The organism is Phyllobacterium sp. YR620, assembly GCF_900104165.1.
Taxonomy (GTDB): Bacteria; Pseudomonadota; Alphaproteobacteria; order Rhizobiales; family Rhizobiaceae; genus Phyllobacterium; species Phyllobacterium pellucidum.
Genome location: NZ_FNJP01000005.1, coordinates 137,652 through 151,331, shown reverse-complemented (window position 1 = coordinate 151,331; position 13,680 = coordinate 137,652). Strand labels below are relative to the sequence as shown.

At 49.9% G+C, this 13,680-nt stretch carries 7 protein-coding genes; 5 read left to right on the top strand and 2 right to left on the bottom strand.

What is annotated here, in order from left to right; translation table 11 throughout:
• The first annotated feature begins 533 nt into the window (after positions 1 to 533).
• The 3 genes from BLR72_RS16935 to BLR72_RS16925 all read left to right on the top strand — a co-directional run bounded on the left by BLR72_RS16935 (position 534) and on the right by BLR72_RS16925 (position 7,234).
• Positions 534 to 2,873: a rhamnosyltransferase WsaF family glycosyltransferase gene (locus tag BLR72_RS16935; RefSeq protein ID WP_091950508.1), complete on the top strand. Its 2,340-nt coding sequence runs from the start codon at positions 534 to 536 to the stop codon at positions 2,871 to 2,873.
• Positions 2,874 to 3,181: 308 nt separating this feature from the next.
• The gene (locus tag BLR72_RS16930; protein WP_139202550.1) at positions 3,182 to 4,153 is read left to right on the top strand and encodes a putative sugar O-methyltransferase; all 972 of its coding nucleotides are present in this window, start codon (positions 3,182 to 3,184) and stop codon (positions 4,151 to 4,153) included.
• 795 nt (positions 4,154 to 4,948) lie between these two features.
• Positions 4,949 to 7,234, top strand: coding sequence for a glycosyltransferase (locus BLR72_RS16925; protein WP_091950505.1), 2,286 nt, complete (start codon positions 4,949 to 4,951; stop codon positions 7,232 to 7,234).
• Positions 7,235 to 7,644: 410 nt separating this feature from the next.
• Here the strand turns inward: BLR72_RS16925 and BLR72_RS16915 are convergent, their stop codons facing one another.
• Entirely contained in the window at positions 7,645 to 8,337 is a 693-nt protein-coding gene (locus BLR72_RS16915) for a class I SAM-dependent methyltransferase (RefSeq protein WP_091950501.1), read from the bottom strand.
• A 113-nt stretch (positions 8,338 to 8,450) separates the two neighbouring features.
• Here BLR72_RS16915 and BLR72_RS16910 point away from each other — a divergent pair, with 113 nt between their 5' ends.
• Complete coding sequence (locus BLR72_RS16910) at positions 8,451 to 10,469, top strand: hypothetical protein (protein ID WP_091950500.1); 2,019 nt, start codon at positions 8,451 to 8,453, stop codon at positions 10,467 to 10,469.
• An 8-nt stretch (positions 10,470 to 10,477) separates the two neighbouring features.
• The gene (locus BLR72_RS16905) at positions 10,478 to 11,440 is read left to right on the top strand and encodes a glycosyltransferase family 2 protein (protein ID WP_091950498.1); all 963 of its coding nucleotides are present in this window, start codon (positions 10,478 to 10,480) and stop codon (positions 11,438 to 11,440) included.
• A gap of 322 nt (positions 11,441 to 11,762) precedes the next feature.
• Here the strand turns inward: BLR72_RS16905 and BLR72_RS16900 are convergent, their stop codons facing one another.
• Positions 11,763 to 13,637 (bottom strand): hypothetical protein, encoded by a 1,875-nt coding sequence (locus BLR72_RS16900; RefSeq protein WP_091950496.1) that lies wholly within the window; start codon positions 13,635 to 13,637, stop codon positions 11,763 to 11,765.
• Positions 13,638 to 13,680 lie beyond the last annotated feature (43 nt).

Here is a 13,680-nt window from a genome sequence, read left to right as displayed (position 1 = left end):
CACGGCGCAAACAGTGTGATGATAGCCGTGAGTTCGTCCATGGCTCGTCCTCCTCAACAAAATCAATGTGTCGTAGAGAACCGATGCGATCAAATGGAAATAGTACTTCTTCGTGCAATTGCCTTTGGGTGTTGCTTTTGTGCAAGCTTTAAGAAGGCAGGGGCCTTAAAAAAAGACTAACCCAACACATCAATCGCCAAAAGTATATCGGCGTAAAGCGCCTCAATTTCGCCTCGGCGCCTACTCCTAGGCGGGCCAGAACATGGCGCTCCGATGAAATTTCTCCATTGTATCCGTGATGAGATGATCGCGGAAAGAAATTACGTTAGTCTCGCTAGGAATCGTTTTGGCTGGTCATGCAATTTTTCGGTCCTCTCATTTTCAAATAAATTTGCATCGCTCACGTCTTTTCTCGCCTCGTCCATTGTGGCCCTTGTCAATTTGACCCCGCAACAACAGGGTCCCTGATTTACAAAGCAACGACCTTCGTCTAGCGATGGTTATAATTGTGAAGCAGGGTGCATGCAGAGTTGATGGTGTTGAAAACCGCAAAAAAAGCAGCAATCATTCTTAAAACCAAGGGCGCCCGGGGCTTTTTGGCGCAATTTCTGAGATACTTGGCTTCCCACATCGAGAACGCCCGCAATCCGCTTACGTGGCTGTTTCCCAATGTGATGTCGTCCTCTGGTACGAAATTGGGTAACATTGGAGCATTGGATCAAATCGGGGCAGTTATCGCGCGCCCGATCACGGACGAAACAAATCCCGTCACCCATGTCGGACAAGGACAAATCCCCAGCCGCATAATTTTTGACAAGGTGGCAGTGGTTGTTCATATCTTTTATCCGGAGGTCGCAGAGAACATTTTTCAGCATTTGAAGAACATTCCTGTGCCCTTTGGTCTTTTTGTTACAACGGACACTGAGGATAAAAGACGGAGCCTCGACCGCGCGATCTCGGCGTCCGGGCTGCACCCTATCGAGGTGGAAATACGGGTTGTTCCTAATAGGGGCCGCGACGTCGCTCCCAAATATATCGCATTCAAAGATGTATACGAACGATATCCCGCCTTCATCCATCTTCATTCCAAGCAGTCGCTTCATGCTGCAGGCGCATATGCGACTTGGCGGGACTACCTTCTGGGGAACCTCATTGGGTCAAAGGCGATAGCCACCGATAACCTCACGCTTCTATCGTCGGAAAATGTCGGCGCGGTCTATCCGGAACATGCAGATTTCATCAAGAACGTTATCAACTGGGGATACGACTTCCCGATCGCGAAAGAGCTGGTCGCAAAAATCGGGCTGAAGCTCGATGTATACGGCACGCTCGAATTTCCTTCTGGATCAATGTACTGGGGAAGGTCTGACGCGATCCGGCCGTTGCTCGATCTCAATCTAGACTATGCGGATTTTCCTGAGGAGGCTGGTCAGATAGATGGAACGCTTGCTCACGCAATCGAGCGAACGCTCCTACTTTTCATTGAAAAATCTGGTCATACCTGGAAAAGGATAACTGCGGAAGAACCTAAGTCGTCAAGGGTTGATCGAGACGAGAGGGGGTTCTCGCCCCTTATAAGTTCAGAGAGTCAGTTCCCGGGCATAACGCAGGTTACTCATCGGGAAACGTTGCGCCTAACCGTCACCCCGACATGCGAAGAGCGAGAACGTCTCAATTTGCTTGTCCCAACGATCTCGCCGGCGCACATATTTGGCGGCATCGATACGGCCTTAAAGATATTCTTGGAGATTGCCGGCGCCGCACCGAATTCGGACATTCGCGTTATCGTTACTGAAAGCCAGGTCGATCGAGACGGCGATGACTTTGTGCTTCCGGAAGTCTTAAAGAGTTTTGATGTTCAGAAACTTGGTCACGAAAAAAGGGGGCACAGGGTTGTCGTTGATGCGACAGATCGGCTTTACGAGCCTTTGGAATTGTCAGAACGAGACATTTTCGTGGCTACAGCCTGGTGGACCGCTGTGAACGCCTACCGCCTGCAGGACTTTCAAAAGGCGTTCTTCGGCAATGCTGCGAGAGTAATATACATTATCCAAGATTTCGAACCCGGCTTTTACGGCTGGTCTACAAAATACGCACTAGCCGACGCGACGTATCGGAGAGACGACGATACCGTTGCAATCTTCAATTCGGAAGAGCTCGCCACTTACATGGAAAAGTATTACCACCATCAGAAAAAGGCGGTGATCCCATATAGACCGAATGCGAAGATCGACGCCTCTCTCAACAGTGACGCAGTAAGAGAGAAGATCATTCTTTTTTATTCGCGGCCGTCAGCTGTCAGGAACTGCTTTGAGGCCGGAATCGATGGTCTTCACCTTTGGCGGCGCAGAAACCCAACTCAAGCGGCAGCATGGAAAATTTATTGCATCGGAGAGGCCTTCGAAAAGCATCGGGCTGGCCATCTCTACAATATCACAATCACAGGTAAAATGCCTTTAGCGGATTATGCCGATCTCTTGAGCAGAGCTTCGGTCGGACTCTCACTCATGATATCTCCGCATCCCAGTTATCCACCGCTCGAGATGGCGTACGCTGGCATCAGGACCATTACAAACTCTTATGAGTGCAAAAACCTATCTGAGCGAAGCGATTTGATCATCAGCATTGATAGCGTGACACCTGAGGAAATTGCCGAAGCAATAGAGGCTCAGGTTAACATTGCTGAACAACAAATGGTCGGGCGTCAATCGGCGATTAAAAATCCCATACGGGACCTAAAGACCGGAATTCCACATTTCGAGGCGCTAGATGTCATGGCGATGGTGAATAAACCCGCACCCTCAATCGAACGTCTCCGACATTCTGATCTATCAGTCGAGTTCGGTCTGGTCGATACCCCGCCGCGTCGCTGAACAAATTCGAAGATAGCAAAGTCAGCAATCTGAGCTGATGAATGATGACGCCAACAAGGCAACAAGCGGCGACTGCTACCATGTCAATACCGACGCAACGCAAGAGGTTGGAACGACAGCACGTGAATCACGTCGCGTCCGGCAAAAAGCGCCGTCGGTTCACTATTGCCACCAATCAACGTTGAGAGGATTTGAAAGTGTTGAAAAAGGTCGCTCCACAGCTTAGACCATAATCTTCGCTCAAGGGAGCCGTTACAATAGTGCATCAGTTCAGTCCCGCGGTTGGGGGTATAGACGATATCCAACTCGTGCGCCGCGTGCGGCAGGCTTATAAGGCAGCCCACGCAACGTTTTCCGATTACGGTGAATCGCAGTGGGGCACTCTCGATAGTTGGAAATCGGCAATCCACAGTCTCGTCGTCCGGGGAACCGACGACGATTTGACTGATGCCTTGCGCAATCCAGCTACAACCGAATTATTCTATGGGTTCGATCTGATCGGCGCATCGCGCACCCAGGCTCTAAACAATGATTCGGGATTTCGAGACCATCAGGCTATGCTAGTGGCTCATGCGATTGAAGCGCTTGCTTCAGCCGTCGGTGTGGCAAGGGTAAACAATCCGGAAGCGCCGGACCATTATCCGCCTGAACAGCACACGAGCGATCAATTGATTGATCTGATCAATCCCATCGTTCGCGCAGAATTCCCGAACCCGTTTCCCAACGAGTTCGGCCTTAGCTTGAAAGCAGGGGTTGCAAACCTTCGAGCCGTCTTTGCGATCTACCAGCAATATCGGACATTGCAGATGTTGCGGATAGGCAATGGCAGTTCAGTCCTTGAGATCGGCGCTGGCCTTGGCCGCACGGTCTATTACTGCCACCAATCGGGCGTGAAGGACTACACTATCATCGACCTTCCGATGACCAACCTGGCTCAAGGCTATTTCCTCGGCCGGACGCTTGGTGCTGAGAACGTCTGCCTGTTCGGTGAGGATTACCGCCCCGGTGCGGTGCGTATTCTCCCGCCAGCGTGCCTAAGCGACGTGAAAGCTGATGTCGTCGTTAATGTGGATTCGCTGACGGAGATGGACCGATCAGCCGCCGATACCTACGTGAAGCACGCGCTGGAAACGGCTAAGGTTCTCCTGTCAATCAATCACGAGGTGAACAGCTTCACGGCTAACCAAGTCATCAAGGCCCATGCACCTTATATTGAGCTGATGCGCTATCCGGCTCCCATGCGAGCGGGATACATTGAGGAAATAGCGTTCATCCGCTGACAAAAAGGGCTCGCTTCGGCGAGCCTTTTTTTACGATCAGATCGAACGCAGCATAATGATTTCGGCAGCTTCCCGCCAAATGTCGTCTCGGTAAGTAGTTCCCTATTTTCTCGGCGAGGACGTTACACCAGCCGGAGTGACGTCGGAGTCCGCCCAACCCGTGAGTGTCCCCCTTGAAGACTACGGGATTTTTAACTGGACCATTGCTTCAGATCGGTCTCGTATGGAGTGGCACCGTGACGTCTCCAATCAGGAACCAGGTAGGTTTATCGATCGCCCACAGTCGTTACCGGTACGCGCCGAACGCTTGCTTTACGCCGCCGGACGTTGACCAGTTAAACTCTTCTGGGAGCCAGCAAATGAACTTAGACGCAGCGTGGCGAGGAAAGGCAGAGCGATCGTAAGGATCATCAGAGAAAATGCTTTTTCATTTCACCACCGGGCTTCTGATCTTCAACTAAACTAGCAATAGTCCATGGGACGCCTGATCGGACGTCTTCCGATCTAATTTTCGGCCCTCACCTGTTGCACACGGTACCGATAATGGGAAATTCTCGGTATGCTGCCCTTGGATTATCCGGGCGCTTTTTTGCGTTTTGCGGTAGTCCGACGCGTTGTTAAATGTATGGGATGAAGCAGTTTACACGTTTTTTTACAAAGACTTCAGCCAGTTTAAACGATGGTATCTCACTATCAAACGCTCTGCGCCTGCTCATGCATTCTTACTTGCTTATTTTTACGTCGCTCATTACGACACGCTAGCATTCGACTTAGTGTGGATCGTTGGAGTGGCAAATGAAATTCAAACTTCTCGCACCTTCCGAATACCAGGATAGGACGGGCGAGAGGTTTATTACCAACCGCAGCGGCGAGATTGAAGTTGAACACCATCACCGTTACCTATTTGCAACCCAATTTTGCAAAGGGAGGGATGTCCTCGATATAGCAAGTGGCGAAGGTTATGGTAGCTACCTGCTCTCGCAAGTCGCAAAATCAGTTATTGGTATTGACATCGACCCTGATGTGGTTTCGCAGGCGCGACGAGCGTACGGTTCGGCCTCGCTAGTTTTTGACGTTGGCTCTTGCCAGTCTATTCCCCTTGTGCCTGGCAGCGTTGACGTCGTGGTCTCATTCCCAACACTCGAGCACATTAATCAACATTCGGCATTTCTTGACGAAGTGAAGCGAGTACTTCGTCCCGAAGGGCTTTTTGTGCTGTCGACTCCAAATCGCCAAGTCTATTCTTCTCCAGGAAAGCAGAATCCTTTTCAACAATTCGAGCTTTCACATCAGGAATGTGAGACGCTGCTTTCGAAACACTTTACTCATAAAACCGTCGGGCTACAAAAGGCCACAAGCGGCTCTGTAATTGTCCCAGCCGCGAAATGCGACCTTGTTTTGGAGGTATTCCATAGGTCCAACGAGTTAACGTACGAACTAACGGATGTCCCACCCAACGCGCCTTATCTTATCGGCCTCGCCTCCGATTCACCGTTACCTTCCATACGCTGGGGTCTCCTCGATAATCCTGATTTCCTTTATGGGAGCCAACTACGTTTGATGGAAACAGAGGCTCTGTTACAATCAGAAGTGGGACGCCTTGGGAAAGAGGTGACTGAAGTTAATCAAGCGTTTGAAAAAGGTTCAAAAAGCAACTTGCTCAATCAAGAGCACGATCGGTTACGGCGAGAACTTCAAACGGAACGAGCGAAAACCGATGCAGCTCTGCAGCACATCGCGGAACTTGAATTATTTAGTCAACAGACGCAATCCCAGCTCCACCAAGTTTATACTTCAACGTCTTGGAGAGTCACGCGTCCGATACGAGCGCTGAAAAGCATCGTGTCGGCTGGCTTTTCAACTTTACGGACGCCGCCGAATGTTGAAAGCAGTAAACGTTCGGCGGCTGCCGAAAGCGTAAAACTCTCAATATCTACAGCTGCCCAGTCTGACCAACGCCCTATACTATTATTGACAACTCACGATTGCTCCCGAACTGGAGCGCCCGTAATGTGCTTAAATCTCGCACGCGAGTTGTCCAAACGTGATGACTTTAGATTGTTAGTCGTCGCAATCAATGGCGGGGAACTCTCACGCGAATTCGCCGAGCTTGCCCCATTATATGTATTGTCTGAAATTAGAGATTCGAGTTCTCCCACTGCAACGTTTAAGGCAATCCTGCGCGATTTGGACGGGCCGGTATGGGGAGCAATCTGTAATACAATCCTTTGTGCTGAACTTGTTGAGGCGCTCGACGACGTTGACATTCCAGTGGTTAGTCTAATTCACGAACTCTCCACCAGTATCGATCAATTCGGGCGGCAATTGATTGACAAAATAAACATGCATGCAAGGCACGTGGTTTATGGTTCGTCTTACGCCCGTGACCAAGTCATCCAAGATTTCGGTATCGGCACAGCGAAAATCCATATCGTTCCGACGGGGCACAATGTGCCATTTTTTTCCGCACAGCAGCGGGATGTCGTACGCTCGCAAGTTTTAATAAATGCCGACTCGTCGAGAGACAATGTCTTGGTGGTTGCCTGTGGCACGGTCGACCATCGAAAAGGCCCGGACGTTTTTTTGCAAGTTGCGTCATCCGTCCTCCGTCTGCGGCCTGATCTACCCATCCATTTTTTATGGATTGGCTCAGCAATCAACCGAGCATATGGGTCGTGGATTGCGCATGATGTTTCACGTCTCGGCCTCCAAGGGCGGGTGGAGTTCATGACCTCGCGCGTCGACGCCGACGTTTTTATATCAGTTGCGGATATATTCTTGCTTCCATCTAGGGAAGATCCGTATCCATTAGTTAGCCTGACGGCGATGGCCTCAGCGGTTCCCGTCATCGCATTTTCCGGTGCGGGAGGTGCCGCCGAAGCGCTCGGGGAGGCTGGTATCATCGTTCCCTACTTGGATGTCCCTGAAATGGTGGCAGCCGTGATCAAACTAGCCGAGCATCCATTGCGAAGAAAATTTTTGGGTGAGGTAGGTGCGGCGCGCTTTATGGAAAACAATGATATCAGGATTTTTACTGATAGGATTATGGGGTTATTGCTTCAGATCCCTGCAGGGCCGTAAAAGTATCTAGCTTGCCTTTCCTCTCGTCGCAAAAACCCAAGCCTGCATCATGAGAAAATTAATAACCGGGATTAGGAAGCTGATAGCGGCAAACGCAACCCAACTTAGAGAAGCTGGATAGTGCTTTGAAATAGCGTTTACTCCCGCGATTATTGACAGGCAAACACCCTGCATTACGCAAAATCGAACCCACTCGGACATGGCGTTTCCTCTCGATCGGAAAGTGAAACGCCGATGTCCGAAGAAAGAAAATGGTAAAATCAATGCGTAAGCAAAATATGCAGAAAGTTCGCGTTGGACACCTATAATATACACTAATGCGTTGGCCAGTATGAAGTAGGCTACCGTGTTGGCGCCACCAACCAGACCGAACCTGATCAAACGATGCACCTTATTCGCAGCCGTGAGCATTACGGACGGCCGGATACAAAATACTGGGCGCCTATAGGAAGGGCGCCGAGAAGGTCGTCCAACGACCGGGGCAACCCCTTCATTGCGGGTACCGAGAGGATGTATCTTCCCTCCACATCTTTGAGACCGGCCGATTTAAAATGGGTGGTCGTCTGTGATTTTGTCAGGAGAACTGCATCAGCATCGAACGGGCAGGTATTTACCGCACGCCTTGTGAATGGATTGTACGGATTGTGTTCAAAGATCACAACCAATCCCCCCGGCCGCGTAACACGAACCATTTCCCTGCTAAAGCTCGGCCACTGCTCCGGCGGAACATGGTGCATTACGCAGATGGCAAACGCGGCGTCAAATGAATTATCTGGAAAGGGCATTCGAAGACCGTCATAGTGACGGTAGTCCACGTCGGTGTTGTTCGCCCGACCTTCCTCAAGACACTCTTCGGATAAGTCGATGCCGGTGATTTTTCGAACTTTCCCACGTAATAGGGGATGATAGGTTCCCACGCCGCATCCAACATCTAAAATAGAAAGAGACAGGGGATCTCCCAGTCGATCGCGGAGTAGATCAACAAGCCTTACGGCCTTTACTTTTGTGAAGAAGTCGACGTCCAATCCAGAGAATGAAATCGCTTGATTAACGGTTTCCTTGTAGGTCGTCCTATATGCGTCAAATTCGCTCTTGTCGCTCATCACACTTTCCAGCCATTTAATTCGCCTCTTACTTAACACTCAAGATTTACAACGCAAGATATTGACAACCTCATCCAGGGCGTATTCACGTTGCCCCGAATTGGAGAGTTGCCTTGTTTGCCGCACGCCCACGTTGGGTTTACACCCTTATCTTGCTGTCGATTGCCATCCTCTATATCGCGTTTTGCACATATTTCGTAGCTCACGAAGACCCGATTTACGTGTGGGATTTCGGCGAATTTTGGAGAATGTACCAGCGACTTGGAGCCGGCTTGGGCACCCCCGGTTGGCTCGGCGGTGTAGCGAATTCTATATCCACCGCCGATTATAATATTTCCGGCGCACTGCCTCTCATTCCATCCTATCTACTATTTGGGGGCGGCCGCGCACCATATGTCGCGACCATAGCGGCTTTATACAGCATGCCTGCAGTAGTAATAGCCTCCTACATCGCGGCAGAGAGCGCGTCATTGGAGAATACTTACGCCAAAGGAGCAACGCTGTTGATAGCGGCATCGACTTTGCCTCTACTCGCACCCACCCTGCGCGGTATGTGGGATATCGCCGGGCTAATACCTCTTGGCATCGCGACAATTGTGATATTGAAAACTGCCTATCTCACAAGAGCTACAATTCGCCAACTCATCCTCGTCGGCGTCTCATTGTGGGCCGCATTTCTTTTGCGGCGATGGTATGCCTATAGCGTGATGTCTCTAATGGTTGTGACGCTGTTTTTTGCAATGGCTAGCAGCAGACGGGACCTGTTAAAATTGGGAACCGTACTGTCACTTGTGGTCAAATTTGCAATTGTCACCAGCGTGTTTTGTGGCTTGGCGCTTTATACCCAATTCGGTCTTATAAGCAGAATCCTCGTCACTGATTATGGTGAGCTATATGCAGCTTATCACAAATCGTTCTCTGAAAATCTCGCTATGGCTCTCGAACGGACGGGAATATTGAATTGTATCGTGATCGGCATCGGATTTATTTCGGCCGTGATTTTTAGAGTCCCAGCCGTACTGTTTTGCGGGATCGTCGCGACCACTGTATACTTTCTTTTCACCAGAACGCAGTTGATGGGTGTCCATCATTTTCTGCCCGTGGCATTCTGGTCGTTTCCCGTCCTGATATTTGGAATAAAATCTGTCGGGTCGATAATTAGGCTTCACGATAAGTCGATACTAGGCCTATGTGCTGTGTTTTCGATAACCATTTTACTTGGAGCGACCCTGTTTCCTCGTGTGTTTCCTGAAGCATTTTACCCAACTGAAGTCAGGCCGCTAACTCTTGATAATCGCGATGGTTACGAGAAACTTCTGCGTGCTATACATGAAAATCGAAAAGACACTGACCAAGTGAACACTTTTGGGTCAAGTTTGATCCTGTCAGACGACCTCTTGCGGAGTCTATCTCCGGACTTAGCAGATTACGTACCCTTTACGCCACACGTTGCGTCGACGCATCCATTCAGATTTGAGCATCTACGTGCCCAGTATCAGATAGCAACCGTCCCTGCGTTGACACAACTTGCACCAGGCACTCAGAGACACTTGCAGGTCCCGAATGATTTAATAGTCGAGGGCAGAGGATTTGGTAGCGGCTACTCGAAAATTGGGGGCCCATATCGTCTGTCAGTGGGTGTTGACGCATTTTTGTATAAAAGAAGCCGAGCTATGACGGCCGAAGATATGGCTCAGTTGCTCCCTGTATTGCTTGAGGTGAATCCATCATGGCGTGCAATGTTCTTTGAATCGATGGAACCGAGGCTTGCACTTAGAACTGAAATCTTGGGCGATAAATGGGGCAGGGTTACCCCGTCCGGGAGCAACTCGGTCTCCCTTCATCCAGGGGAGACGACGGGGACATCCATAACGGTCCCGCTACATTTCCTGGAAAGCAAGCAGCCGAAATCTGTATCCTTTTCTATGCCTGCAGAGGCATTGACGTCATGTCCAAATGCAGACGGTGTGTCGATCTCGGTTTCTGTAGACGGGCACCTGACTTGGGAAAGCGTTCTCTTACCTGGACATACACAGGCGACGAATATTCCAGCTGGCGAGAGCTTGTTTATTGGGGTTAGTAAGATTGGTAACCCTTATTGTGACACTGTTGTTGCTGAATTTTCGATGTGAGCGATTAAATGAATCAAGACTTTCGCAGCGTGTCGGTCATTGTGCCAGTGTATAAAAGTGCCGAAATTCTTCCGGCACTTGTTGATCAAGTTTCTATTGAGCTGTCACGCATCGCCCCCGAACGATTTGAATTAATTCTGGTGAACGATCGAAGCCCTGATCAAAGCTGGAAGGTCATAAAGTCATTATCCGAGGGAAGGCCTTGGCTGAAGGGAATATCCTTACGCAAAAATGCCGGCCAGCATAACGCGACAATGGCCGGCCTGAATCATGCGACCGGAGATATCGTCATCGTTATGGATGATGATTTGCAGCACCCACCGGCTGCGTTGAGCCAGCTTGTTGAGAAGATTAAGCTTGGAGCTGATGTTTGCTACACCAGCTATCGGGACCGAAAGCATAGCGCGTTCAAGACATTTGGGAGTAAAGTGAACGATGTAGCCGCGCGGCTACTGCTCAAAAAACCAAAAGACTTATACCTCTCTTCGTTCAAGGCCATGAGCTCTGATTTGGTGGGAGAGATTATCCGCTATGATGGACCCTTCACATACATCGACGGCCTTGTCTTGGCCTCAACTGACTCAATCGCAGTTGTAGAGATTGACCATGGCAGTCGTGCAGCTGGTGAAAGCGGATACACTTTCAAGAAGTTGTTCTCACTGTGGCTGAAGATGGCCACTCGCTCCAACGTACCTCTTCGGATTGCCACGGCCGCAGGATTCTTTCTCTCCGTCGTCAGCATGGTTTTGTTCGCAGCTGTTATAGTGGACAGGTTCTTTTCCGGGGCTAACCAGCCGGGCTGGGCATCGACAATCGCGACGCTGCTATTTGTTAGTGGAGTACAAATGTTCTTTCTAGGAGTGCTTGGGGAATACGTAGGGCGGATCTACTCACGAGTGAACCATGAGCCTCAGTTCGCCGTAAAAGAGGTCGTCAACTTCGGAGAATCCGAGAGAATTCGTTCAAGATGACACCAAGAAGCCTCGCCGTTTTGACTCGGTTGGTATCGTATCACCAAACGCCAAGCCGGCGATGTCAACCACCATCTCGGCATCGGGCTGTAGTTCGTCCACTTCTACATTGATGACGTTTCTTGGGTCACTTATGCATATGGCGCACGTGAACGCTGTTGCCTTCGTACTGCCCGTCGCCGGGAATTCAAGACGAGCAAAATATCATTCAGCCTCTGGATGGGAAGTAGCTTGGATCGTCTGTCGAGGCAACCGACCTTCTCCAACCCAACCTCAATGTAGGACGCAAGCGCACATAATTACTGCAATTTACGTTGAGCACTTACCGCTTCGGGACGAACCGATATGCAGTGTAGGTATCGAAGGCTAGCTTTTGGTCGACTTCATAATCCGCTGCGAACAGGTCTTGAACATATGCCAAACTCATCGGAGGGCTTATTGAGGGGATGATGACCCATCCTTGACGATTGAGTTGAAGTCTTGCCCTGTGTACGGCAAGCTTTTGCACTTCGCTTGGAAGCCCTGCGTATGTTGTAGCGTTGTTGTATGATGTCCACTCTTTTTGCGGGCTAGTCAAAACGATGTTGGCGTATATATCAAACGCGGTAATGCCCTCGCCATATTTTGATGTAATGAAGTCAATTGCGCGACCACGATCAGTGCTTGCCGGATCTTCATAGTAATTCTCTATAACACTGTCCAATTGCGTCCCGTTGAAGGTCAAAAGGGTGTCGAACCTGTTGATTGGAGATGCATGTTGCGCCACACATATCCAACTTAACGAAAGCGCCAGTAGGCTCGCTGCCGCAGTTCGGACGAATTTCGAAGTTTCGTTTAAAACAAGAAATATCCAGATCAACCCGTGATACGGGAAGAGCGACAGAATATTTGAATCGTGGCTCCTTCCAATATAGTAGACCATTGCCCCGTAGCTAAGCAACATGACACAGAACAGAGTTCTGAAATCCCGATTGATGCCACTCGTTCGATATAGTGACCCAAGAGCATATAGAGAAAGCGCAAACGAAAACGTTATTAGCAGAGCCGGTCCAACTATATTGACAGGAAGCGACCCAGGAACGTTTGACGCAAAAGCCAAGAACATTTGAATGTCCGGGAGCACTTTATATATCGCGTAATACCCCGCTAAGAATACGGCGAACGTAACTATCGCCACAACCGCCAGGATTAGCATCGATCGGCCAAGGTCCCGGACGATCTCCCCCTTTGAAGCGTTATTGGGCGTTTTCAGAAGCAAGTATTGGGGCCACCAGATGAAAGACACAATGAACAACGATTCTACGGACCAGACCGCTCCGAGACCCCACAGGATATGTAGGCGCCAGCCGCGCTTCTCAGCATAGTTATCTCTCGACAAGTCCAAGAGAATAATTGCAGCGGAAAGCAATGCCGCGGGGAAGTATCGCGCTCCTCCAAGCGACGGGAAAAAGTTCGCGAACGTTGGGCTGCCTGCCCAGAGAAAGCACGTTGTAATCGTAACCAAAAGCACGGAAATCCACACCATGGGGTTATATCCAACGGCGCGATTGGCGATCACCAAGCCAATAACACTGATGCTCACCCAGTAGACCAATTGCAAGACGCCGACCACGATAAACATGCCGGCAACCCAGCCTAATCCCGATGCTGCAGCAATAAAAATGGATGGCCCAAGCCCATACTGTGATGGGAAATCTCTGTAGATTGCCAAACCAGACGCAAGGCTTTTGGCAGAGGCGATATAAGCCCCCCAATGATACCACATCGACTCAAAATACATTGTATGAAGCGGAGCGTCAGCGTCCGCCGTATAGGGTCCCGACGAGAAGTTTAGAATTATCGCAGCCACTAGGAACATGGCCGCGACAATCCAGCATAGATAGGATTGCTCCCGTCTTAGTTTGCAATGTCCTGCAAATATCATCAGAAACAGAGCCCAGAAAATCCCGACGACTAACAGACGAACCGGACTAACCATGGTGTTCCGCAGAACGTATGTATCAGGCTCAAATAGCGTTGCAAAAAACAATAAAGACAACGAGACACCGATTGCTCCTTGCCAACGCATGAGTGTGCGATTGCCGAACCAAGGTTGTGTTTCCGTCTGCCTCCACATCAATATGAACGGGAAGATCGCAAGGCTTGCTCCAAGAATTGCGTAGATTGCTAATTCCAGTGCTTCGCGATTCGTGGCCAATTGATATCTCCGGTTGGTTATTGGCCCGCTATAAATTACGCTA

Coding starts and splice junctions, on each gene's coding strand:
- BLR72_RS16935 (WP_091950508.1), top strand. CDS start 534: ATGGTGTTGAAAACCGCAAAAAAAGCAGCAATCATTCTTAAAACCAAG.
- BLR72_RS16925 (WP_091950505.1), top strand. CDS start 4,949: ATGAAATTCAAACTTCTCGCACCTTCCGAATACCAGGATAGGACGGGC.
- BLR72_RS16915 (WP_091950501.1), bottom strand. CDS start 8,337: ATGAGCGACAAGAGCGAATTTGACGCATATAGGACGACCTACAAGGAA.
- BLR72_RS16905 (WP_091950498.1), top strand. CDS start 10,478: ATGAATCAAGACTTTCGCAGCGTGTCGGTCATTGTGCCAGTGTATAAA.